Source organism: bacterium (assembly GCA_016699125.1).
Lineage (GTDB): Bacteria > Babelota > Babeliae > Babelales > Vermiphilaceae > AWTP1-30.
In genome coordinates this window covers 646,645-671,298 of record CP064961.1, presented here as the reverse complement: position 1 = coordinate 671,298, position 24,654 = coordinate 646,645, and the positions used below count along the sequence as shown (strand labels likewise).

General features: G+C 36.6%; 23 protein-coding genes. 10 read left to right on the top strand and 13 right to left on the bottom strand.

Annotation, left to right across the window (positions count from 1 at the left end):
- Nucleotides 1-12: 12 nt before the first annotated feature.
- Complete coding sequence (locus IPG37_03155) at nucleotides 13-810, top strand: hypothetical protein (GenBank protein QQR53431.1); 798 nt, start codon at nucleotides 13-15, stop codon at nucleotides 808-810.
- Nucleotides 811-884: 74 nt separating this feature from the next.
- Complete coding sequence (locus IPG37_03150; GenBank protein QQR53430.1) at nucleotides 885-1,589, top strand: VTT domain-containing protein; 705 nt, start codon at nucleotides 885-887, stop codon at nucleotides 1,587-1,589.
- Here the strand turns inward: IPG37_03150 and IPG37_03145 are convergent.
- The gene (locus tag IPG37_03145; protein QQR53429.1) at nucleotides 1,586-2,500 is read right to left on the bottom strand and encodes an HAD-IA family hydrolase; all 915 of its coding nucleotides are present in this window, start codon (nucleotides 2,498-2,500) and stop codon (nucleotides 1,586-1,588) included. The genes IPG37_03150 and IPG37_03145 overlap by 4 nt on opposite strands.
- 99 nt (nucleotides 2,501-2,599) lie before the next feature.
- Here IPG37_03145 and IPG37_03140 point away from each other — a divergent pair, with 99 nt between their 5' ends.
- On the top strand, nucleotides 2,600-3,694 hold the full coding sequence (locus IPG37_03140; protein QQR53428.1) for a DNA double-strand break repair nuclease NurA: 1,095 nt from the start codon (nucleotides 2,600-2,602) through the stop codon (nucleotides 3,692-3,694).
- A 52-nt stretch (nucleotides 3,695-3,746) separates the two neighbouring features.
- Here IPG37_03140 and IPG37_03135 read toward each other — a convergent pair whose 3' ends face one another.
- From IPG37_03135 to IPG37_03115, 5 genes are all read right to left on the bottom strand, one after another.
- Nucleotides 3,747-4,886, bottom strand: a complete 1,140-nt coding sequence (locus IPG37_03135; protein ID QQR53427.1) for a hypothetical protein — start codon at nucleotides 4,884-4,886, stop codon at nucleotides 3,747-3,749.
- Between the two features lie 118 nt (nucleotides 4,887-5,004).
- Nucleotides 5,005-6,132 carry a molecular chaperone DnaJ gene (gene dnaJ, locus IPG37_03130; GenBank protein QQR53426.1) on the bottom strand — a complete coding sequence of 376 codons (1,128 nt, stop codon included), beginning with the start codon at nucleotides 6,130-6,132 and terminating at the stop codon, nucleotides 5,005-5,007.
- A 549-nt stretch (nucleotides 6,133-6,681) separates the two neighbouring features.
- Complete coding sequence (locus IPG37_03125) at nucleotides 6,682-8,220, bottom strand: hypothetical protein (GenBank protein QQR53425.1); 1,539 nt, start codon at nucleotides 8,218-8,220, stop codon at nucleotides 6,682-6,684.
- Nucleotides 8,153-8,761 carry a hypothetical protein gene (locus tag IPG37_03120; protein QQR53424.1) on the bottom strand — a complete coding sequence of 203 codons (609 nt, stop codon included), beginning with the start codon at nucleotides 8,759-8,761 and terminating at the stop codon, nucleotides 8,153-8,155. Before IPG37_03120 ends, IPG37_03125 begins: the two co-directional genes overlap by 68 nt.
- Nucleotides 8,762-8,833: 72 nt before the next feature.
- Nucleotides 8,834-11,137 carry an ATP-grasp domain-containing protein gene (locus tag IPG37_03115; GenBank protein ID QQR53423.1) on the bottom strand — a complete coding sequence of 768 codons (2,304 nt, stop codon included), beginning with the start codon at nucleotides 11,135-11,137 and terminating at the stop codon, nucleotides 8,834-8,836.
- A gap of 200 nt (nucleotides 11,138-11,337) precedes the next feature.
- On the opposite strand from IPG37_03115, the gene IPG37_03110 reads away from it, so the two are divergent.
- Entirely contained in the window at nucleotides 11,338-11,532 is a 195-nt protein-coding gene (locus IPG37_03110) for a hypothetical protein (protein QQR53422.1), read from the top strand.
- Here IPG37_03110 and dprA read toward each other — a convergent pair.
- On the bottom strand, nucleotides 11,509-12,648 hold the full coding sequence (dprA, locus tag IPG37_03105) for a DNA-protecting protein DprA (GenBank protein ID QQR53421.1): 1,140 nt from the start codon (nucleotides 12,646-12,648) through the stop codon (nucleotides 11,509-11,511). The genes IPG37_03110 and dprA overlap by 24 nt on opposite strands.
- Nucleotides 12,649-13,004: 356 nt before the next feature.
- Between dprA and IPG37_03100 the strand changes: the two genes are divergently transcribed.
- Genes IPG37_03100 through IPG37_03090 form a run of 3 tightly spaced genes read left to right on the top strand, consistent with a single transcriptional unit; the run spans nucleotide 13,005 to nucleotide 14,744 of the window.
- Nucleotides 13,005-13,733 carry a hypothetical protein gene (locus IPG37_03100; protein ID QQR53420.1) on the top strand — a complete coding sequence of 243 codons (729 nt, stop codon included), beginning with the start codon at nucleotides 13,005-13,007 and terminating at the stop codon, nucleotides 13,731-13,733.
- 56 nt (nucleotides 13,734-13,789) lie between these two features.
- Nucleotides 13,790-14,047: a hypothetical protein gene (locus tag IPG37_03095; GenBank protein ID QQR53419.1), complete on the top strand. Its 258-nt coding sequence runs from the start codon at nucleotides 13,790-13,792 to the stop codon at nucleotides 14,045-14,047.
- Complete coding sequence (locus tag IPG37_03090; protein QQR53418.1) at nucleotides 13,992-14,744, top strand: hypothetical protein; 753 nt, start codon at nucleotides 13,992-13,994, stop codon at nucleotides 14,742-14,744. Before IPG37_03095 ends, IPG37_03090 begins: the two co-directional genes overlap by 56 nt.
- A 123-nt stretch (nucleotides 14,745-14,867) precedes the next feature.
- On the opposite strand, the gene IPG37_03085 is transcribed toward IPG37_03090, so the two are convergent.
- The 4 genes from IPG37_03085 to IPG37_03070 all read right to left on the bottom strand — a co-directional run bounded on the left by IPG37_03085 (nucleotide 14,868) and on the right by IPG37_03070 (nucleotide 20,516).
- Complete coding sequence (locus IPG37_03085) at nucleotides 14,868-16,784, bottom strand: hypothetical protein (GenBank protein QQR53417.1); 1,917 nt, start codon at nucleotides 16,782-16,784, stop codon at nucleotides 14,868-14,870.
- Nucleotides 16,785-16,948: 164 nt separating this feature from the next.
- The gene (locus IPG37_03080) at nucleotides 16,949-18,235 is read right to left on the bottom strand and encodes an aminopeptidase P N-terminal domain-containing protein (GenBank protein ID QQR53416.1); all 1,287 of its coding nucleotides are present in this window, start codon (nucleotides 18,233-18,235) and stop codon (nucleotides 16,949-16,951) included.
- A 16-nt stretch (nucleotides 18,236-18,251) separates the two neighbouring features.
- On the bottom strand, nucleotides 18,252-18,854 hold the full coding sequence (gene recR, locus IPG37_03075) for a recombination protein RecR (GenBank protein QQR53415.1): 603 nt from the start codon (nucleotides 18,852-18,854) through the stop codon (nucleotides 18,252-18,254).
- Between the two features lie 9 nt (nucleotides 18,855-18,863).
- A complete protein-coding gene (locus IPG37_03070) occupies nucleotides 18,864-20,516 on the bottom strand; it encodes a YidC/Oxa1 family insertase periplasmic-domain containing protein (GenBank protein ID QQR53414.1) in 1,653 nt (550 codons plus the stop codon).
- A 219-nt stretch (nucleotides 20,517-20,735) separates the two neighbouring features.
- Between IPG37_03070 and IPG37_03065 the strand changes: the two genes are divergently transcribed.
- Nucleotides 20,736-21,125: a MerR family transcriptional regulator gene (locus IPG37_03065; GenBank protein ID QQR53413.1), complete on the top strand. Its 390-nt coding sequence runs from the start codon at nucleotides 20,736-20,738 to the stop codon at nucleotides 21,123-21,125.
- A gap of 222 nt (nucleotides 21,126-21,347) precedes the next feature.
- Here IPG37_03065 and IPG37_03060 read toward each other — a convergent pair.
- A protein-coding gene (locus tag IPG37_03060; protein ID QQR53412.1) for an IS5 family transposase occupies nucleotides 21,348-22,111 on the bottom strand; the annotation gives its coding sequence in 2 pieces (ribosomal slippage) (nucleotides 21,348-21,550 and nucleotides 21,550-22,111; 765 coding nt in all).
- Nucleotides 22,112-22,177: 66 nt separating this feature from the next.
- Nucleotides 22,178-22,462 carry a hypothetical protein gene (locus IPG37_03055; protein QQR53411.1) on the bottom strand — a complete coding sequence of 95 codons (285 nt, stop codon included), beginning with the start codon at nucleotides 22,460-22,462 and terminating at the stop codon, nucleotides 22,178-22,180.
- 373 nt (nucleotides 22,463-22,835) lie between these two features.
- Between IPG37_03055 and IPG37_03050 the strand changes: the two genes are divergently transcribed.
- Together IPG37_03050 and IPG37_03045 are read left to right on the top strand one after the other, a co-directional pair.
- Nucleotides 22,836-23,597 (top strand): hypothetical protein, encoded by a 762-nt coding sequence (locus IPG37_03050; protein QQR53410.1) that lies wholly within the window; start codon nucleotides 22,836-22,838, stop codon nucleotides 23,595-23,597.
- A 29-nt stretch (nucleotides 23,598-23,626) separates the two neighbouring features.
- The gene (locus IPG37_03045; protein QQR53409.1) at nucleotides 23,627-24,652 is read left to right on the top strand and encodes a hypothetical protein; all 1,026 of its coding nucleotides are present in this window, start codon (nucleotides 23,627-23,629) and stop codon (nucleotides 24,650-24,652) included.
- Nucleotides 24,653-24,654 lie beyond the last annotated feature (2 nt).

Below are 24,654 nucleotides of genomic sequence, written 5' to 3'. Positions count from 1 at the left end.
AAAGGAGAAGCGATGAGTATCTGGTATAGATTTTGGTTGATTTTTTTATGTGGAGTGCTGTTTGTGCCAATAACGTTCTTTGCAGACGAGCCGGTCAAAAATACTGGCAGCCAGGTTTCTGTGACAATGTTAGGTGTATTGCAGGAATATTATCAGTATGCGGTTCCCTTTCTTGCACTGATGCCAGCATTGCGTTATCTGTATAATAATGAAACAGTTACTTCTTATGGCAAGATCTATCTGCAAATTGAAGGGTTTAAGTCTGTGGTTGGACGTACATTTGGAGTATGTCGAAGTAAAATTAACTTTTTATATAACAAAATTGCACGAACCGATGTTGAAAGTATTAAACAACAAAAAGCGGAAAAAAAAATACGTTCCATGCAGGACGTTGAACGATTAAGATGTCAAATTACCTATTTAGAAAAAGAGGTTCAGCAGCTTACAGAGGCAAATGAAAAGATGCAGAAAATTATTACAGGTTTTCAAGATTCGCATTATAATCACGGTGTCAAAGATGGTATGTTGCAGATGCTTGGTTCAAAGGAAGAAAAAGAGAAACTGTTGGTTAATTATGGGCAGTTATTAGGTTCAAAAGAGCTTGTCGAATACCTTAAGTCTGAAAACGAATCGCTTAAAACTCAGTTAAAAGAGTTGAGTGACTATTTTAAAATGACTTTGCAGAATCAGTTGAATAAACCTACGGTAGAATCAACAGCAGGCAAAAATCAGTCACGCATTGTTTTTACGTCTCCTTCAACAAAGCCTTTATCGGTCCCATTTAACGTGATGAGTTATTTAGATCAGTAGATTGTTTTATTGCAATTTTGTAATTCATTGTAATAAAGTTATTCTTATTATGATCTTTGTTCAAGGATTTTCAAATGATTTTTGAAAGAAAAAAGCAGCTTTTACTGCTAGTTCTCTTTATTTGTATAATAACATTGTCTGTATTGATTGTTAAAAGTAATGGTCAGTTTCTACAAGAATGGTTTTACAGGGTTAATAATTATATGCAGGAGCTGATGACCTGTTGTCCACTAAAAGCTTTTGTTACGTACATGGCGCTTTTTTTGGGAACGGTTATTTTTGCAGTACCGGTAATTATGCCACTTACTTTTATGGGTGGTATGTTATTTGGTTCATTGTGGGGCGGTATTTTTGCTTTGTTTTGTGTTACATTGGGTGGATGTGCCTCATTTTTAATGATAAAAAAATGGTTTTTACCAATGATGCTTGTTCGCTATAAAGATGCAACACAGGAGCTTCATCGGTTAACTTTGTCCAAAGGTTTGGTGTTTGGGCTATTTTTATTGAACCTTGCATCTGTTGTGCCATATGTTGTCATTAATACCTTTGCTGCAGAGATGAATGTTTCAGTATCAGTTGTTCTATTTACAGCATTTTTTGGATCAGCACCTATGCTGTTTATGTATGCTTTTTTGGGATCACATGCACAGAGTTTGTATCAGACAAATAGTTATCTGTTTTCTTTTATTTTTGTTTTCACAATTCTATTATTGATTGGTATACCAAGTAGTCTGGTTTTGGTGAGAAAACGTAATTTTGCAGAATCTGAACAGGTTTAGTTTTGTTTTGTATGCATCGCAATATGTTGATAGGTCTTTTGGAAATCTGCAAAGCCGATTTTTTGATACGGGCAGACAAAGCCATCCATGCCACAACTGATTGCTCCATCGATATTTATCTTTTGATCGTCAATAAAAAGGCATTCAGCTGGATTAAGGTTATGTTGCTCAAAAAAGCTATAATATGCTTGGTTTGCAGGTTTGTTGTATCCGATATCGGCTGAAATAGTTATTCCATCAAATAGTTCAAAAAAATCCGCATATTTTGTCTTGATAATATCAAAAGACTCTTTGTCCCAATTTGATAAAACGTAGATTCTAAAGCCATTCTTTTTGAGTTTTTTTATAAAATTGTATGCCATTGGGTTCAGATGTTGAATCTTGGCAAAGATCTGTGGAGCAAACATCAGTTCAGTAACTTTAAGAAACAGTTTTTTTTCAACGGCTGATCTGAACAAGGATGGTTCTTCTATTGCCTTTTGCTTGATAATTTCAACAGTCTCGGTTCCCGTTTTATTGCCTGCAAGCCATTCTTGCATGATCATGGGGAGTGTTTCGGCTTTGTTGTCTTGAGCTTTCGTTATTGCAGTGGTAGTTTTTGGGTGCATTTTGTCAAGAATCTTAAAAACCATCTGTTTTACGTAGAAAATCTCTTTGCCAAATTGTAATCCATATGATACAAAAGGAAGGAGCCCTACCTGTTTGATTACTGTAAAGGTTGAAGTTTGGCCGACAAAAAGAACGCCGTGTAAATCTAAGACGATATTTTTAATAGAGGTGTGAGGTTTGTATGTATTACGTTTAAGGCCGCTGTGAATATCAATTGAATCTGTTTTGCACCCAACGGTTGCAAATACAGCGAGGCACACAATAAATGATACACGGTAATATACAAAGAAAGGGAGGTACATGTCGACCCTTTAAAATTAAGATTAAAAATAGTTAATTAAAATAATATTATATATTGCTTAAAAGTCAAATATTTAAATTAAGCTTAGGGATATATACATATGATAGATCGCATTAAAATAGCTTTGCAATTATCCGATCAGATGCCAACTTTGCACAAAAAAAAGGCTGAATCGTTGCAAAGACTGCTTGTCAGCTGGGCATCTTTTTGCTCAGATTTAAAATTTCAATCTGAATTAGCAGGGAAACAATTTTTGTGTGCGCTTCCATTGCGTTATCCTGAAGTTGGCTTTGCAACGATATATCAAAAAGCTGCTTTTGATGAGCCGTACGAAATTTTGGGCGTTGACGGATCGCAGATCTATCCTGATCGGCACTGGGGCTTTGACTGCTTTTTGATTAACGTTGGCGCTCTTTTTGTTTCGTATGGGGTTCATGCATCTTCGGCGCAGTTTTTTAATGAGCCTACGGTTTTTAAAACTTCGATTTTGCAAGATGAAAATATTGCCAAGGCGGTTGACTGTTTGCGACATGAATATGAGTTTTTGAAGGCGCTTGAGCTTTTTCAGAGCTTTAAAAGCTCAGAAAACGGTTGTATTCTTTTTGATGGATCATTGCTGTTTTGGCATCTGCAGCCATATAAAAACTTGAAAGAGCGTTTTTTAAAACGGTACTTCGAGCTATTGTTGCAGCTGTATCACCAGCAGTTTTTGCATGCTTTTTATATTAGTGCTCCGCAAAGCAAAGATCTTATTAGTATCATGCGTTCGTATGGCCAAACTAATAACCAGGCTGTCGATTATGAAGACCTGGTTGATGCTGATTTTCTTGGTGAATGGTTGCCTGTTGGCGCACGAACTGTTGTTTTTCAAGTGCCAATAAACGGTACGCAAGATTATCCATCTGTACTTGTCCCCTGTTTTTTCTATCTTAACAGTGGACATGAGGTTGTGCGTGTAGAGATCCCTTTTTGGATCGCATCAGATCAAAGTTTGGTGTCAAAAGTTGTCAGTATAATCTGGGATCAGGTTGAAAAAGGCCGCGGGTATCCACTTGTGTTGGCCGAAGCTCATGAACAGGCGGTCGTCAAAACTGAAGACCGCGCCTATTTTTATGCAGCAATAAACCAGTATTCAAAAGATGCTCATTCCGGTACCAGTCAAAAACAGAGGCATAAACAGCAGATGTTTTATTGATAATTTTGACTCCGTCCCATTTTATTGATCTGAAAGAATAGAAAATTTAAATTCAAAATTCGGGAAGGCGATTTTTAAATGTAAGAGCTTCAACGTGCTCTTGCATTTTATTGATTCGATCGTAAATGATATATAGTCGTTTTTGGAAATCACTTTGATTTTCAATATAAGTGAGGTCATTAGCAATATTCTTGCACGCTTTATCTGCTTTCTCGATTGTATTCAGAATAGAAACGAAATTCTTAATTGTCTCTACCTGTTCTTTTTCATTCTTTTTTATTGCTTGGGAGTTAAGTTTCATAAACGTTTCTATATCAAATGAGTTTAATATTGATACTTCTACTTTTTCTAATTGTTGTATTTTAAAGTTTATTAATCTTTCTATGTTTAATGAGCCTAAGTAATGAAACAGGTTTATGATGGAAGCATCTTTCAGCTTTTCTTTTTTCAAGTTTAAGCTTGCTTGAAGATTTTTTTTGATTATATTGCGTTCTGATTGTCTGCTTGTCGAGTTTGTAGTTTGCTCTATTTCCACCAATTTTTTTAGTATTGTTTCTTCTTCTAACAAGACGGCAGTTGCATGCAGACGTAATGGACTATGAGTTTTTTTATAAAAAAACTCTGCGAGCAAGAACTTTCGTTCCTCGTCTAGACTTTCTACATCTAACGCATATTTTTCTTCCAATCCAATTAATCCTTCTTGTTTGATTGCTGTTAAATCAACGGCGAGATTTGTAATATTTAAAATGGTGAGCTCTACGTCTGGTCTGATTTTGTCACCATTTAATGCTGGATCTACTGCTGCACATAGTGTATCATTCAATAAACTATAAATCATACTGGCTAGCGTCTTTTGACCTTGCTGATGTATTGAATTTGAGGTATCAGAATCACCTTTTCTGTCTAAAAAAAATGGCAAATGAAAAAAATAATCGTATTCATTGAAACTATACTTTATATACAGTATATCACTTAAAGATATAGAACCGTATTTATTCCGATCTACTGTGGCACCAGCTCTTTTTTGATAGAAAAAAAGTTTGTCCCCATATGTTTTTTGATAGTCTACTGATACATCATAACTAGTATTACTAGTTTCTTTCTTTTCAAGCCAGTTCATACACAATGTATTATTCAAAAAAACTAATGGTAAGGTCAAAAAATAGTTTGCTGAAAGTAGGTTAATTTTCATCCTCGCTCCTGATAATTGGGCTATCTATTGAGGCACTACACAATTTCTTCCAATTAAACTTTTTTATCGTGGTAATTTTACATATAATTCTATTTTGTTTTTGATATTATTCTTTCGTCTACCCTAAAAACTTTTTGAAAAACCAACCAATGCCATCACTTTTGCTATCTATATTGGTGCCAATCAGATCGGAATATGCTTCCAATGCTTTTTTTTCCTCGGCAGCCAGCTTGTGGGGAATATGACATTGTGTGACAATGACCAGATTTCCATAGCCGTTGCCTTTCAGTTTTTTAAACCCTTTTCCTACGATCAGAATTCGTTCGCCGATTTGACAGCCTTTGGGAACTTTTAATGGATGATGGGTTTTATCTATACTTTCAATCTCAATCTGACAACCGAACACAAGTTGCGGATAGGTCAGTGTTACTTTGCATACAAGGTCGTCGCCCTCGCGTGCAAAGCCCTGTTCTTCTTTGATATGCACTTTTACAAATAGATCGCCAGACTTGCCACCGAATGCACCCGCGTCACCTTTTTGAACAATACGTAGTTCTGCCCCATTAAAAATTCCTTCTGGAATGGTGACTGAAAATTTGTCGTACTGCTGTAGTCTACATTGACCGTTACATTGCGTACAGGGAGATGGAATAGTAAATCCTTGACCAGAGCAGGCATTGCATGCTTGTGAGTACATGAAAAAGCCCTGTTGAAACTGAATTTTACCGCTGCCTTGACATTGCCCACAGTTTTGCACCGATGTTCCCGGCTGTACCCCTTTGCCATTGCATCCGCTGCACGACATAAAATGATAGTAACCGAGTTCCTGCTTGCAGCCTTTGAATGCATCAAGCATTGAGATCTCAATCTCTTTGTGCAGGTCATGGCCGCGCAGTGGTTCTGGTTCAACTTTTCCTCGACGTTTTTGTGTGCCGTGTCCAAACATTGATCCAAAGATATCACCAAAATTCTCAAAGATATCATCCATATTCATTCCGTGACCATGCGCTCCACCCTGTTGACCAAAGTCTGCGTGTCCAAACTGATCGTATCGTGCCCGTTTTTCTTTATCAGACAAGACTTCGTAAGCCTCTGCTGCTTCTTTGAATTTTTCTTCAGCTTCTTTATTGCCAGGATTTCTGTCTGGGTGATATTTCATTGCAAGTTTTCGATAAGCTGCTTTGATCTGATCGACGGTGGCCGAACGTTCCACGCCCAAAATGGTATAGAAATCTTTTTTTTGCATACTCTAAATCTTAAAAAAGTTGTTAAAGAGACATATTTTTTATGTTATTATACCACAATAGACAGTTACATCAAATCTGATTGTGCGAAAGTCTGCGATGAAAAAATATAGCCTTGTGATAGCTTTTTTAATAATATCTTCTTTTTTTGTTCTGGAGGCTTTCTTTAATTGACGATCACCATGAACGATTTAATAAGCTTGAAAGAACAAAAAATGATTATGTGCAAAATTTGGCCTATGGTAAGAGCGTCCCTATGAACAGGTTACGACAGTGAGCTGTGATGTTGAGATATGTGCGTCGATGAAAGCTCTGATTGAAAAAAAATGTCAGGTTTATAACGAAGCCTTGTTTCCGTTATGTCCAATTACATCAGTGGATTGAATACAAATCTTTTGTTAAAATGCTTGACGATGTAAAACAAGCTTTAGATAAACATGCAATTGCTAAACTTGATATGAAAGCGCTCCTCGAACAGGTAAACATGATTGTGCAGTCTTTTTATTTGGTCTTTGCTATGCAGCTTCTTTATACGCTATCTATTTCCAAATTTATTGAATCCAACTAACAAGCCACTGAAAGACAGCGCTTGCTGCTTCTTGAATAGTTCTTCCAATCGGGCCAAAAAAACGTAATACAAGTTCAAGAGGGTTATTTGATGGATTGGTTGGGGGTGTTTGGTTGCCAGTATTGTCAATGCCGGTTGTTGCAGGACTTGGTTTTTCAGTAGGATTTGCTGGCGGTGGCGTTGGTTTAGGTTCTTCAATTTCAATAGTGACAGGTGTTTCGTCAATCGTGAAAGTTACAGGTTTTTCTTTGACAACCGGCTCTTGTTTTACAGGTTTTTTTGTGGTGATTGGCATGGGTGTGACTTTTGGTTGCAGTGTTTCTGATGGATTGTCCACTTCTTTTTTTGCACCTTCAATCTGTTTTGGCTTATGTTCAGGCTGTTTTGGTTCTTCATGCTCTGGTACTTTTAAAATCTTTGCAAATGATGGTTCTCGGTACAGTTGAAAGAGGCCCCGGGGCGTTATGTTCAATAGTGATTCTAGGTGATCCTGAAAAGCATCATTATTTTGAATTATGCCTTTTGTAAGCAATGCAAGTAAGAAGTTGAAGGCGGTATTTTCAGGTTTAACTTCTTTGCCTTTTTCCTTTTTATTTTGGAGCATCATGAGTTTAGATGAATCATGTTGAGTTTTTTCTATTGCTTCTTCAATCAACTTTGCTGGTTCATCTAAAAGCTTAATATTCTCTTCAGTATACCCAAGTTCTTTTTCTTTTTCCTTTTTCTGTGCTAAGATTTGCTGCTCCTTTTCTTGTGCTTTATGTAATGTGATTAACATATTATTCAGTACATTCAGCTCATCGTATAGTAATTCGTCAATCGTTGTAATATCTGGATGTTCCTGAAAGCGAGCAATGATATTGTTTATGCATGATAGGTACGTATTTAAAAAATTGCTAATTGTATCGTACCTAGCTGCTGACTTAGAAAGTGTTCCAGCGTTTCCCAGCTCTACCGTTAATTTTGAAAAGTCCAAGCTTAAAAGCTTTTTTTTGAATGCTTGAAGATTAAAATCCTTGTCATCCATATTTTCTTTTATGACTTTATAAATAAGCTCAGGCTTATCATCTGTCAAGGAATTGGCTCCCCCTCTTCTTACTGCAAATGACATAGATTTGATATTTTCTAAGGATTCTGTGCCATTTTTTATATTTAAAAATGCAAGCTTAATAGTTTTACGTAGAACTTTCATCTTTTTTTCAATTGGGACTCTAAGTTTTTTTAAAAAAAATCCTATTGCACTTTTAATATTCCGTGTAGTTTGTTCAAAGCGTTCGAGATCGAACTTTTTTAGTATGTTGATTTGAGTATTATTGTTGTTGGCAGGATTAGTTGGATCATTCTGATCTTCAATGTATTGTGGTGTTAAGAGTTGCTCATTGATGATTGCTTTATCAAAATCCTGATTTGAATCCAAAGTATCTTGAACCCATTCTTTTTTTATTTGCTTGCCTCTAAAAAAAAAATGATGCAGAATCTGTTGTAAAAAATCTCTTGTCTTGCTTGAAAGAACTGTAGGCATTCATTTTTTGCTTACAGGTCAAGTATTTCGTTTTCTCTAGTGAATGTTTATGTTTGTCCCATGGCAATGCTCCAAGATAGAGGTTCATCGCCCACCATTGGGTATAAAAGGCTTTTCTGTTTTCTTCTGATGATTTTAACAGGTTGGTCATGAATTCTGCTCCAACTGCCTGAGCTGATCCAGAGCCTGAAGAAGGATTAGTTGTTTCTATGACTACCTCTATCCAGTCTTGACCACTACCAAGTAATCTGTTTGGAAGTAGTTCAGCATGTTTTTCTAATATAGTTTTGAATATGCCTAGTATAGCTTTTTTGCTGCTGTCTTTGATCTTATATGTACTCCAGAACTGACTTATCTGATTATTCCATTGATTAATTAACGGTGTGTTGATATTGAAGCCTTTTAATTGTTGTTGAATGGTTAAATCATCGATTTCTTCTATCTTTGCAATGCTTTCGAATTGTACTGGAACGAGTTTTTTGTCCATGCTGTGCGCAGGCATTACATACCAGAATAGTAGGATCAGGAAAATAAGATACATGCAGCTCCAAACCTGTTTTTTAAAATTACATTATGAATTTTAACAGAAAATTGCTTTAAAAGTAAATAATGTTTAGTTTTCGCTGTAGCTTTGATTGAAAATAGGTACGCTTTTGACTTCTGGTTGTGAATTATGCAAAGCTACCTTTTTGTGTTTTTCAAACCCAAGTTCTACTATTTTGTCAATGAAGTTCATTGGATTTATACCAATTTCTGCCGCTTGTGCAAAAAGGCAGGTTGCCGGCGTAAGTGCGGGCAGTGTATTGATCTCAATAATGACCGTGCGTGCTATTCCGGTTGGACTTTGCTGGGCATTCTGGTAAAAACAGTCAACACGTGCATATCCGGTGCACTGGGCAGCAAAAAATCCTTTTTTGACCGTTGCTTGCGCGCACGCAATCGCATCAGCTTCAAGTAACGCGGGGGTCTGATTTTCCCCTGCGCCGGGGAGAAATTTCTCTTCCATGGTCAAAATTGAACTTGTTCTGACGCACTCTGTGGGCGGCAATACCTGAATATGATAGGTATTGCCAAGGACTCCAACAGTTAATTCTGTGCCTTCGATATATTCTTCGATTAACGCATCAGTTTTGCCGTTATCAAACAGTGTAGTTATTGCCGTTTTCAGCTCTGATTCGTTATGAACTTTTGCAACCATCACGCTGCATCCGTCGTCACTTGGTTTGACGATTAATGGAAATGAGAATGAATGTACGATTTTTTCAATGGCATATTCAGGATTCAGTGTCCATTCCTGTTTTTCAATCAAAAGGTGGGTAGGTATTGCGATGTTCTGTTGCGCTAAACATTCGTTTGTTTTGTACTTGTTCATGCATAAACTGCTTGCAAAAACACCAGAGCCATTATATGGCATATGCAACATCTCAAGCATGCCCTGTACTGAGCCGTTTTCACCAACGCCTCCATGAAGGCCAATAAATACAAAGTCGGCAATCTGTGGAAGTTCTGACCATTTTACCGACGATTGCTCTGCAATAAGAGTTGCAATCTCTTTGGTTGAATTACGAACCAACAGCGAGGTATCAAGGTGATACAGTTTCAGGTCCTGTGAAACAAAAAGGGGAACGGGAATATATTTTTCTGGTGAAAGTTTATAAACGACATTCCGTCCTGTTTCAAGCGAAGTTTCTCTTTCTGCAGAAGCTCCGCCCATTAAAACAGCAATTCGCTTTTTTGGGTCTATCAATCCTGTTGCATTGTCCATTGTGACTCCTTGTGTTTCAGATCTGGTGGTAATGCCATAGTTTGAAAGCTCTGTTTCAATTAAATGGTTGATAAGTTGGGTGTGGTTCATGCCTGCTTCTGCTGCTTGCAAAAAGAGAAAGCTTGCCGGTCCCATGCCCGAAAGTGAGTTTGGATCGAAAATAACCACCGTGCCATCTTTTTTCAAAAAGCCATCGATTCGTGAGATCGTTGGAAACTCCAAAAGTTCCATCACGCGAATACAGGTGTTTTGAATATGAATAATATCAGCTTCAGAACAGCGAGCTGGCGTGTACTTTGTGGCACGTCCGGGCATGTATTTTTGGGTATAATCATAGATATGCGTTCCAGCTTCTTTAACGATCTCTGTTGGTGGTAATGGCAGATAGGTTTGATTAACATGATCAACGAGTGTAATGCATGAAAATTCCATCCCTTCAACGTATTCCTCAATAATTACTTTTGCATGAACATCTGTGTGCCATGCATTTTGTATTGCGTTCAATAAATCTGTCTGATTGTCCACAAACTGTACACCGACACTTGAACCTTGATTGTGAGGTTTGACGATTGATGGCAGTCTGATTGTTAGATTTTGTAAAGCGTTATTAATGTATTCTTTTAAACTATCTTCTGATTCCAATACTTCTTCTGGGACAATGGTAAAATCTGGGACCTGAATCCCCTGTGCTTTTAAAAATAGTTTATGAGTAATCTTGTCCATACGCAGTGCGCTTGCAAATACACCAGCACCCAGGTACGGAATATTAAGGACTTCTAAGACTCCTTGCAAGATGCCGTCTTCTGCATAGTTGCCATGAGTTGCAATGTACATAAAATCAATACATTCTTTTAAATCATCCCAGAGAATCTGTTGGGCTTCATATGATAATCTGTGTTCAAAATCGGTCGTTTTCCCGCGGTGTAAAAACTTGAGTGGCAGAATATAAAGTTCGCCTTGTTTTGTTTGATAGATCGGTATGATGCTATAACGATGGATATCAAGATGGTCACATATCGTTCTTCCAGAATTGAAGGAGACCTCGTTTTCAGGTGAAAGCCCACCCATGAATACACCAACGCTGATTTTTGAGGAAAAATTTTGAAATAGATTTTGTTTTGTACAGATTTTTGCTTGTCTTGAGTAATTCATTACCACCTTTTTTACTTGCTTCATCATTTGCCAATAGTAGCATAAGCTCTATGAAAGATACAATTTTTTATTTAATTCATTTAGGATTGATTTTTAGTCTTTTAAACATTCTAATTACGGTGCTTTTTATGAAAAAACAAAATATTAAATAGCCAATCATTGTGCAATAAGCCATTTTAGGGCTTTTTGAAAACGAGCGGATGTGGAAAAAAAGCTTGAAAGCCCTCATTACATTGTTGGGCGATTTTCCTTTTGCGCAATCACACTATAAAGAATCGATAGATAAAGCGAAAGATGACGCTGAAAACATACAAAAAGGATGCAAAAATATTAAAGAAAGACTCGAACAGTTATTGCCTTACTGGATATTTTCAAACGAGCCTGTATCCAAATAAGGTTGTCTCTATCAGGCCTTTCATTTCAAGCTCAATTAAAATTGCATTTAGATCTGATAATGATAACTGTGTCATGGATAAAAGTTCTTCAAAAGTATAATTATCACCTTTTTTCAACGACTGAAAAACCATCCGTTCAGCTACCGTGAGCTGTAGCACCAGCTCTAGTTTTTTTGAATTTTTTTGATGAGAAGATGTGGTGATCTCAAGTTGTGGTCTTGCTACTGTTTTTATATTAAAAAGCTCCAAAATATCACAGCTATTTTGTACTACGTACGCACCATTTTTGATCAAATTGTTACAACCTGCACTCAATGGATCAAAAACATCTCCTGGCACTGCGGCTACATTTCTACCCTCCTGCAATGCACATTCAGCTGTAATTAACGCCCCACTTTTTTCAGCCGCCTGAACAACCAGACACGTATGTGACAATCCTGCGATTACCCGATTTCGTATTGGGAAATTCTGTGCCACTGGTGGTATGTGCAATGGAAACCCACTTATTACAAAACCACCGCTATCTGCGACCTGCTCAAATAAAGCTCTATTTTTTTCAGGGTACGGTTTTAAAAGTCCTGATCCAAGCACAACCACCGTTTTTCCACCATACTCCAAACTTATCTGATGTGCCGCTGCATCAATGCCCAAAGCCCCACCACTTATGATCGGAATACCTGCAACCACACATTCAGGCAAAAGACTTTCTAAAACCTGTTTTCCATAGCCATCCATTGCACGCGATCCAACGACTGCAAGGCTTTCAAACGGGACTTTCAAATCTTGATTACCCTGCCAATACAAAACGGCTGGTGGATTATGCGAATGTTTTAACTGATCAGGATAGTCTGAATCTAAAAAGGTGGTCCAATGGATGTTATTTTTCCCGGCTTCGGTGATCTCTTTTTCAACTTCATACTCATTTGAAAGTACCGTCCGGAGATTCAAAGCATCTGTAGATGAAAACCCAATCTGATGTTCGAAGGTAGCTACATCAAACTTAGCTATATCTGTCCAACAAAGGTCATTTCTTTCCAGATACGACTGAATCATTTGTATTTTTTTACTGCCAACTCCCTCAACAAGCGAAAGCTGTAAAATAACTCTTTTATGCATATTTTTTATACTTATATTTTTTAATAAGTATACTATTTTTTTAAAAAATAGCTATAATCTGTTCGTTTCATACATTTTTTATTGCACTCATGTTACACAATACATAGACTTGCATGACTGAATTTTTATGAAAAGTTAAAAAATATTGCTATAAAAAACTTTTTATAATAGAATAATCACAATTTTAATATTTTTTACACAACCGAAGGATCTATTTATGAAAAAAGTTATATGTACATTGGCTACAGTGTTTATGCTGCAACTCAATGCAATGAATAATGCAGACAATCTGGCTTTAGTTCCACAAAATGAAAAGAGAATGTTAGAAGTAAGGAAAGGAAATTTTTAAAAGTATAGTGAAGCAGTATAAAGGCAATATTGAAGAACATTTTGAAAATCACAAAAATTATCTTTCTAAGATTTCTAATAGAAACTCGTATGAAGCACTAGATTTAAAAAACATCTGTAATATACAGTATGGTTATCAGATTTTAGATGACACATCAACGTTATATAGATCGAGTCTAATCTGTAAACAGGCCTACGGCTTAGCAGAAAACACTCTCACAGATATTAAATTAAGATTTATAATAGCTTTTAATATAAGCGATGTAAAATTATCGCTTATTAGTTCTTATTTTTTCTCAAAATATATGTTCCGAGATGAGGTATTTAATTTTGTTGATGACGCTGGCTGGATCGCAACTTGTAACACAGATTCAAATCCTTCAGTTTTTCAGATAGCTAAAATCATAAAAACATTAGCAAACAAAGATATCTCTTTTACAAGCAAAGGAGATATCATTACAAAGGAAGGGTTTATGACTAAAAGAAATCCAAATGCGTCTATGGCTATTCAGCTAGTACTTGAAAAATTAAATGGTCAGTCTTTTTCAAAAGAAAAAAATGATACTCATATTTTTGATGAAGCTGATAATAAATGGTTAAAAGGATTTGGATATACTCTCAACCAAGATCCATATAATCAATCTTTTATGATTTTAGAAAAGCTAATACAAGATAAAAGTAATGAAAACTTAGTTTCAGAAGAAGAAGACGTCATCATTGGTTGCCCAGTACAATAAAAAGTTCAACAATAACTACTTCATTACTATTACTTACACAACCGAAGGATTTATTTATGCAAAAAAGAATATATTCATTAACTCCAATACTTTTTATACTGCAAATCAATGCAATGAATAATCCGAATAATCTAGCCTTGATCACACACAATGAAAGCATGGTCATACCCAATGGATTATGGCAGGCTTTTGAAAAAATATCCATAAAACAAAAAGATGAAATTGAAAATAAAATGGTACTTTATAAGACCGACATTGATGATTCTTCCGATGATTCTGTTACTAGTAAAAAAAAGTGTAGCCGAAGTTCTTAGAATCTACGAACGTCTTTTTGAAAGCCAACGAATAAAGAAAATAGTATATGGTGATTCGGTTTTAGAAAATGTAGCAATATTATATGCTCTTAATTTAACCTGCAAAGATACATATGCATTAACAAAAAAAAGCTTACATGATATACACTTAAAATTTGGAGAATCTAGTGTAAAATCAATTACATTTAATACAACCGAAGAAAAACAGTTGCTCATCGAGTCTTCGTTTGGGTCTCTCGGTGCAGAAACCACGCTTGACTTTATTGCTAAAAGAGCATGGTTTTCAGAATGTAATACAACTTCAAAACCGTCAGTCTTTCAAATTGGCAAACGTATAAAAAACGCATTAAACCCAGAAGGTAGAGGCTACAGCCAGCTTAGCAATCAGTTAAAAAAAGAAAATCCAACACTTTGGGAAAAAAGATATGAAATGACGCGGTTTATATTAAAAAAATTAAACGGTCAATCATTTGCAATAGAAAAAATTGGTAATCATAGTATTGAAGAAAATACTGTTTACAAAGAGTTTATGTTATTTGATCAATCTGATAATCAATGGCTTGCCGAATTTGGATTTACGCTCACGCCAGATCCATTAAATGAATTTTTTATGGTTTTAGAAGAGCTAAAGCCGCAGCAGAATGAAAACTTAGTTCAAGAAGAAGAGCCGATAATGTGGGCCTGCACTGTGCAATAATCGATTAGCTTACAATAATCACTGTTTGATACAGTACCGTCTGAAAAAGCTGCAAGTCGTTGAATACAGATTTTAACGCACGAAGAGCAGGAAAGGGTACTTTCCTGCTCTTCGAACAGTTAACTATTTTTTCTCAGGAAATTTAATAGCTCTTCGATCTGTACCAGATATTGGGTCCCATCTAAGTTTTTTCTGATTGAAGTTGGTATCATCATTCCCTTTTATATTACTAAAATCAAGCTCCTGTGCAAGATTATCAATCACAACTAAGGAGTATTCAGTTCCTCGCTGTGGCGTATCGTGCTTGAACATACTCTTTTCTGTATCTTGTTTGGTTACAATAAACAGTTTTTTACCATCATTAGTTTGATAGTCATCATACAAAGCAGCAGTATCAATTTTAGTACCAGCTTCAACTTTAAACAGCTCTTTCATTACAACACTATAGCTTGTATTTGGATTTTGACTTACATTTTCCAACGGAGTCATCATCAAAAACACTCGTCCACCGGTTACAATGATCAGATGATTGTATTCTTTTTGATCGCTTTCATTTTTCATTCGAACAATATATAGTTTTTTCGGCAATACAATCTCTGGATCCCATGCCTCACCTTTGTTTGTTTTTGTAAAATCTCCATCTTTAAAAAGTTGCCATCTCATAAGTTTATACCATGAAACCACGGTAGGAAACAGTTTGCCTTTTTTAGATTGAAAAGAAAGATGCATTCCTCGGCTGCGACCTAAAAAGACAGCGGCAAAATCATGATTTGCCGCGGCTGGTACCATTGAATAAAAACGTAACAAAGGACCAAACACAACTGTTTCAACTGAGGTTAGCATTTTACAATCTTCTTTATCTTCTGTATCTGTAATTGCTGTAGGCTCCTGATCGCCAAAAAATTTTGCATAATATCCGATCCTATGAATTTTGTCATGATCAACACCAATTGCAGGTAGCTTATCTCCTACAATCGGTATTTTTTTCCCGACAGATAACAAGAAGTTTGTAGCTTTGCGTTTGTACTCTTCAAACTTTGATTCAAGGCTAAAAAGTCTTCCGTAAATCAATGTACCCTCATTTACCTCCACCAAATGACCATTTCCTACTATTTCTTGACGGACAAGAAAAGAACTATCCTTTTTTAAGAGATATAGATTTGGATATTGAGAGCCAAAAAAAATTCTTTTTTTGGCAACATCTCCAACAATTGTCGCCAATGAACTTCGGGTCGCTTCTTGAACAAGGCCTGAATACTCTTTTGTGTAAATCTTTTTACAAGTCTCATTTTCTAAACTATCGTTATACTCATGAATATTGTCCTTTCCTGGAGATGAACGATAGAAAAGGCTTGTGCCATCAGTTGCAATAGTAAATGGGTTTTCTATTTTGTTTACAGGACGTGTTTGGTTGGGGGCATCACACTCGTTAAAAGTGTAAGCCTTGGGCTTTGAAGAAAGGTTTTCTAACGGAATTTTTTTATTATTTTGAGCGATTTTTAAATCGGCTTCCTTTAAAGTCGTTTGGTACACTGATGCTTTACCTGACGGTGCTTTTACCACCGCCCCTGTTTGATCTGTTACCGCTTCTTCTATTGGTGTACCAGCCCTAAAAAACAGGTCGAAAGTACCTTCTTTGTAACGAACAGTCAGATCATACAGTTCTTCATTACCGTCAGTAAATTCAAAAAAACCTTGGTCAGTTCCCACTGAAAAGGTTTTCCATTTTTGTTCACTTTTAAGGACTGGATAAGCTCTATCTTGAGCAATTAGTCCATACTGCGGTCGATCGGATACAGCTGGTTCACCTGTTTTTGTTATGTCATTTAGCTTCTGCTTAGCAGCCTCTTTAACAGCAGTCTCTGCAGTATTTTTGGCAAAGTCATCAAAAAGCGATGAAAACTTTATGTCTGGTGCATTCGGCAAGCTACTTTTAATGGAAGCAATCTTTTTTGCCAAAAAATCAAAAGCACTCATCGTTCCCGAACCAAAAAAAATCAATGTCACAATCACCAGTTTTTTTATCACAAACTTATTCATAAAACCTCACTCATACTTTTCTTATTTAGTTTCAAACGTATCAGACAGAAAAAGTCGCAAGCAAGGTTTTTTTAAAAAAAGCAAAATAAACGTAAAACAGCCAACCCCTTTGGGCCACTATTTTTTACTTTTGGATCAAGGTTGGTTTTATTGAACAGGCAGAGTTATTCAGATTTGTCAGCCATGGCCTGCTGGACCTCAGCAACCGTTTTTGGCAACCCTTCGCTCAAACAGACCGCACCTTTTGGGGTCAGCCAGTAGTCATCTTCAATGCGAACACCCAGTGCTTCTTCAGGAATGTAAATACCCGGTTCAATGGTAAACACATCGCCCTCTTGTAAAGGCTCTTGATAACTTCCAACATCATGCACATCAAGGCCCAGGTAATGACCAATGCCGTGTGGAAAGTACTGCTCGTATCCCGCTTTGGCCAAAAACGCTTTTGCCAGATGATGTAATGATTGATCGTGGTGGCTGTTATTTTTCAGATACATGCCCGGCTTTGCAATCGAGGCAATATATTCTTGCGTTTCCAGGACCAGCTCATAAACCACCTTTTGTCGTGCAGAAAATCGACCTGAAACAGGGTATGTTCTGGTTAAATCTGCACAGTACATATCTTTTTCTGCACCGATATCAACGACCACAAGCTCTCCCGTTTTTAACTGATCGTTATTTTTATGATAATGCAACACGGTGCTATTAAACCCACTGCCAACAATGCTTGCAAAGGCTTCCGTAGCATTTGATCCATACATCACATAGGCGATGTTACCGTGAACTTCCGCTTCACCGATGCCTGGCTTGATAACTGCTGCTGCAGCTTCATGTGCCATTGCAGTGATCTCAACTGCCGCGAACAACGATTCGATCTCTTTCATATGCTTTAATCGACGCATCTGAGCAACAATACCACTTATATCAACAAGCGACTGTGCAAGAGACGGAACAACGGCTGCAAAACGGGTGATATAGGTACGCTGTTGCACATACTGCTGTGCTGCTTCCGACAGAAGTGTAAATACAGGTTTATTTTGTAAAACAGTCGTTTTTAAAAAAGCTGTCAGATGTGCAAAATGGTTCATATTTTCATACAGATGTAACGTATATCCGGCAATCGGGTCACCAAGCTCAACCAACTCATCAATTTCTGCAACTGATGGTTCATCACATACAAAATCGAAAATCCCTGTGGCCATCCACTGTTTGCGATCAATAGTATATTTTGGAATAAAAAGCCTCGTTTTTTGGCTTTCCAAGTCGATTGTCAAGAAAAGCCCCGGTTCAGTCAGTCCAGTCAGATAATAAAAAGAGCTATCTTGTCGAAACGGGATTCGGTCAGACTCAACATTGGCACACAAGAGAATAATACCGTTGTCTTTTTTATATTTTTTTCTGATCTCTTGGCACAGTTCTGTTCTACGTTCACTATATAATGAAAAATCTTGCATACGTTTGCTTCACTTTTTAAAAAGGCCTTCGTTCTGCCAATGCTTTAAACACGGTTAATCTATCCATAATCTCAATCGACGATCCAACAGGCAGGCCCCGCGCAAGGCATGAAACCTTCACTCCTGTTTCTTGAACTAGTTTGGCAATATACGCCGCAGTCGCTTCACCTTCAGGCGTCTGATTAGTTGCCAAAATAAGTTCAGTTATGCCTTTTTCTTTAACTCGAGCAACCAGTGCATCAATGGAAAGGTCATCAGGACCAACACCATCAATCGGCGAGATAACTCCACCAAGCACATGATACACCCCGGTAAATCCTTTTGTTTTTTCAATCACAAGCATCTCTTGCCACGTTTCAACAACGCAAACCGTTTTTTGATCACGCTTTTGATCAGCACACAGATGACATTGCGCATGCACTTCATACCAACAAAAACAGACCGGACATGGTTTGACACGCTCCTGCGTCATCAACAAAACCGCACAAAACTGTTCAATTTTTTTCGCGTCCGCACGCAAAAAGAAATCAGCTACTTTATAAAGATTTTTTGACGAAAGATATGGCACCTGCTGCAATGTTTTTAATAGTTGATTAAAAGTGGGCAACTGGTCAATCACATGGATCCTTTACACAGAACGTTTAAAAAAATCGGTAACTTTTGTCTGTACAATACCAATCACAAGATTAACAGCGATAAACAAAGCAAGACCAGATGCAACATTTGCCATGAAGGCACCCATGATTAACCCAACTGCAATTAACATAAATCTCTGCTTCTCATCAGCGTTTAAACCCATCGAAACCATACAAAACGTAATAATCAGTGGTAAAATATACCAAGGATCACGAGCAGAAAGATCTGGTAGCCATAAAAACGATTCATGATACAGCTCAATAGAACTTGAAAGCAGCTTGCTAAATGCAGGGAAAAACGGAATCTGTATAAGCAACGGCAAACAGCTACCCAATCCAGGCAGTCCATATTTTTTTACTAGGGCTGCACGCTCCTGATCTAACATTGCCGGATCATTTTTGTATCTTTGATCAATATATTTCATCTGTTTTTCAAACTCTTTATGTTTGCGCATACTCGATTCGCTACGCAAGGAAAATGGAAGTAACAACAATTTTAAAAGCAACGTCAAAATGATAATCGCAATGCCATAGCTATGGCAATAGTTGTAAATGTATTTTAGCCCCCACAAAAGTGCTTTTGAGATCCGCTCGAACCAACCTGCATAATCAACCGTTTTTTCCAAACGAGCATCAACTGAACGAACTACCTCAAGATTTTTTGAACCCATAAAAAATCTCATATTCCATTCGATAGCTTTTTTAAATGGCTTTGACTCTAAAATCATGCTTCTCTGGTATTTACCAAAGGGCACAAAATAGGCCCTATGCAACAGTTTGTTTTCTGCAATGCATGCATGAACAAAATATTTATTGTCTGCCCCAATAAGTCCTGGTTGTGTCCAGCTCTCATCAAGATCAATCTTTTCTAAAGATTTTTTTACAAAGGCTTGCGACGCGTCAATAATCACAGATGAGCCAAACTCTTGGCGTGATTCTGATGCAATCGATGGAGCACGTATAAAAAATCGGACAACCTCTTCGTCTGATTCACGCACTATGTTGACAAACATTGTACAATCAATAAACGGTTTTTCCTGATTAATTAAAAAGGTTTTGCTAATGATATAATCTTTTGTATGAGCCTGGTATACAAGCTTATGCCCATCCTGCTGTACAGCATACTCTTTAAGTTCAAACTCGAAAGGTGTTTGGCCATCACATGCAATCAAAAAGGTTTTCGAATCAAATGGATATTCTTCAATTGGTGCAACCGTTCTTATAAAAACTGTATTTTTTTCATTCGTTTTTTGTATATCTAAGCGATCTAATGAACCACCATGAGAAGAAAACAATAGGATACCCCACGCAGTCTGAATTTCTTTGGTTTGTGCAGCTACCGTTTGCTTTTCCTGAATAAATGATATCTCCCTGACAAGCGGTCGCGCATAGACTTCTTGAACGTCAGGTTGTTTGTTAACGAACAACTGCGGTGCCATATACCCAAGCACAAATTGCATCAAAAGTACCAGCAAGCCGCCCCCAATCGATGAAACGAGGATAGTCTGCAACTCTTGAATAAGATTATTTTTTCTTATAGACCCTCTTTGAATTCCTAAAATGAGCTGTACAATACTGTTAAAAACCACGAAAAGAATAGTAAATTTTACTGCAATATCCACCAAGAACTCCAAACTTTCAAACAAATAGCCATCTTTTTTAAGATAACAGGATAACAGAAAAGAAAAATTTCTCCAATTTTCTTCAAAGCAAGACCTTGTTCATACTGTATAAAAATACCATGTAAAAAAATCATAAAAACGGTATTCTCTCTATAAGCTAAAACTTTTAAAAAAAAGATTATTTACATTACAAATACATTACGCTATAAAAAAGTGAGTAGTTTTTAAAAAGGATATATATAAATGAAGATGCAAAAACGTACATTTAGAATCGGAGAATTAGCTAAACATCTTTCGCTAGAAAGATTTGTCATACGATTTTGGGAAAAGGAATTTTCTCTCAAAACGTATAGATCACATGGTGGGCAAAGATTTTATACCGAAGATGATGTGCAAACATTTTCATTAATCAAGGATCTTCTTTATCAAAAGGGGTTCACAATCGTCGGGGCTAAACAGGAACTTAAACAACAAAAAAATCGAAAAAGTGAGACAAAATCATTAAAAAAAACAGGCGACAACGGCAACAATATGTCGCATGAGATTGAGCTTTTAAAAAAAGAAAAAGCATCACTTGAGCAGCGGGTTTTTCATTTACAACAACAGCTTATTAAACTGCGAGAACTTTTATAAGTTCAATTTCTATTTTTAGAGTCAATGTCAGTTGATTTGGGCTAGATAGTTTATGTATGAAACAATCAACTTTCTAGCCTATTTAAAGTATGTTTGTAGGCACTTACTATTGCGGTCCAATTTGTAACTATATATACTGCAGTAGGAAAACCGACCAACATACCATACATACTTAAAAAAATAATGCTGCTTTCAAAAGGATAACTAAGGTGTGTCCTCAATTTAATTAGTAGGGCATAAAAGCTTCAACCATATGTGCATAGATGCGATGTAGAGCATAGATTGGAAGTTTCTAGCAAGTTTTTCAAAACGCATAGCAATGCCACGAAAATGCTTGAGTCGTGCAAAAAGATTTTCAACTAAGTGTCGATTTTTATACAAATGAGCATCAAATTCTGGATCTGGTCTAGTGCTGTTTTTTCTTTTGGTATAATTACTTGCATTCCTTTTGTCCGTCCATAGATACGAATACTATCAGCATCATAGCCTTTGTCAGCGATAAAATATTCCGCTCCTTCGGCCAGGTCGATTAATTCGTTTGCAACCTTTGAATCGTGCACTTGACCCCCAGTGATTTTAAAATTGAGCGGATTTCCATGCGCATCGGTGCACATATGAATCTTTGTAGTAAGTCCACCAGCGGATCTTCCAATTGCTCGCTCTTGACCACGCTGAGCTCCAGTCGCATGTTGGTGAGCTCTAACATAACTTCCGTCGGCGAATACCCATTCTTTATCAACTTCTTTTCGTAGCATAAAAAAAAAACCTTCCCATAGCCCTTTTTTTGACCAACGATTAAATCGATTAAATGCTGTTTGCCACGGACAAAATTCGGATGGAATATCCCTCCATGGTCCTCCAGTCCGCAATTTCCAAAGGATTGCTTCCATTATATTCCGCTCATTGCCCCACAGGTGGCATCCATGTTTACATAGTATCTCTTCTAGTTGTGACCAAATACTGTCTGTAATAACTCGACGTACCATTGCTTATCCTCGTTGCTGATTTCTGATACAAAAAACTTATCATTTTGTAGTGAAAATGCAACGTCATTACCTCATTTCAAATTGAGGACACACCTTAGTAAATACATGTCCTTCAGCGGAAGGAAACCATGAGACCGATTTATCATTACAAAACCATGTATTCGGTTGTTCTTCATGAATGTAATAATCAGGAAAATCATCTTTCAATGGTTGTAAAAAAAAGTCAAAGCCTAACCATAAGCATAAAAAAGCTGGTAAAATACTAGCGGTGATTAAGCGATTTTCGTTACATTCCTGTGCAGCCTGGCAACCAAGAATGTTTGCATGAAAAAATGAATAAAAGCAGCACACAAACGCAAGAACCTCGCTGCATTGCTTGCCTTGTATCGCAGTATCTCAAATAGAAAATATTTAACATAATACGATCTCAGAAAAACTTGAGACGTGCAACATAAGCTCTCGAAATTGTTTAATGAAAGAAAGCTTTTATCCATGTAAGTATGACGAAATTAGTCGATTTAGGCAACTGTAGAAAACAAAGTTATCTAACAATATTATTTCAATTATAAACAGTCTGTAAATTTTATAAAAATTTTTTGATATTTTTTTATTTTTTATTATCTTAATAACAAGATTGCATGATTTTTATTTATTTAAATGTTTTCAATAGAAATAAAATAAATTGATTGCGCTATCAATAAGCTTTAAATAACGGAGAGACACTATGAAACAGTACCTATCTGCCCTAAACAAGCTTCTTTTAATAAACATGCTCATTCTGATTAATTTTAATAACGCTCAGCAGACTGACCATGCCATGGATAGCCAACCATTTGAGCTTTACAAAATTTTCAAACCAGACAGTTTTTCTTTGGCCATAGATCTTTTAAAATTGGCATTACCCTTTTCGGGTAAACCTGGCAAGTTGAAGTTTTTACAAGCTCTCTTTTGGATGCAACGGCATCGTTCTAAGAAGGACGGACATCTGTATGTTGATGGCTGCGTGTACAAAGGACCATTCACCATCTTTGCAGCTGCGGCCACAAAGTATCCAATTCTATTTGAATATGCCGATGATTATGCAAATCTCTATCAAAAAAACCTACGTTTAAATCCAGATAGATTCAGACGATTTATTGATGCAAAAGATGAACGTTATAAAAATCTCACCTACTGGTCAAAGAAAGACAGTTCTGCAGTGGTCAATTCTACCCCACTATATTATGGGAATAATATTGAAACGGTTGAGCTTTTAGAACAACGGCTCAAAGAAGCTGGTATCGATACCTCGCTTTTGAATACTATTGATTTTAATATAAAGAACGGACCAAACGAACGTGCAAAACTTGAACGATACTGTACACAATATCACGATGCATTAAGCCCGTCAAATCAAACAAGGTTAGAAAAAATCCTCTATCCTGAAAGATTTCTACCTTCAGACAAAAAATGGAGCGTGCGATACGACAAAGATAACGTTAAATAACAACAGATAAAATTTCAAGAAAGGAAAAAATGAATTACCTTATACGCAAAACACTCAGACCGTTTTTTTTCATAGTTACAGTGCAACTACCAATCCTTGCAGGCGAAGTTGCAACTGAGAAGAAAGTCCAATTAACATCTGAAAAAAAACCTGAAACAACTGTTCTTGTATTTGATCTTGATGACACACTTATCGGCTCAACCGGCCTTAATAAGTTAAAAAGAAATCTTTCAATCGTCTGGAAAAGCCTACCAATGAACTTTTTCAACCTATTATCTGTCAGGAACCATCGCCAAGAAAGATCGTGTGGCGACAAGCGATTCTGTTTTAACAACCAGCCTGCACCAGGCGGAGGATGCATGCAGTTTGCGTTTTTAGGTGTACAGGGAACCTATTCAGAACGTTTTCAATCATTTATTCCAAGCCTTTTGAATACAACGTGGAAGTACACCGATTTTTTACCAGGTGTATTTGATCTTTTGTATTCTTTGATAGAAAATAAAAAACATCGTGATGTAACAATTGTTTTTGCAACCAACAAAGATTATGTTTCATATGTTGATGTTGCAGCATCAATCGACAAAAAATCCTCCAATGCTTTTAGTAATACAGCAGCTTTTACCCTTGTGACTCAGCCAACACAAAGCTGGTTAGATACGTATTTGGATATCAGCAATAAAAAACTGCCAAAACCATTTGCAGATTTTATACACAGAATTAAAAACGCAAACGAAACAGAAGCCCAAAAAAATAGAATCTTTTTTGCACGAAAAGAGAATGGTAAATCAGAAGGATATGAAAAACCTGATGCAGAATACTTTACTATACTTGAAACTCTTTTAAAAACTGAAATAGAACAAAAAAGGGGCAAAAAGATTAAAAAAATTATTTTTTTTGACGACAAACAGGCGAATGTGATTGCAGCAAAAAAGACGATCAATAATCTTGAAGGATACATTGTAAAAACAACCAAAGATATTGTAAAAGGCTTGCTTGAACAGAATGTTTTGTCAAAAAAAGAGGACTCATATGTTTTGCGGAACTATCAACTATAAAA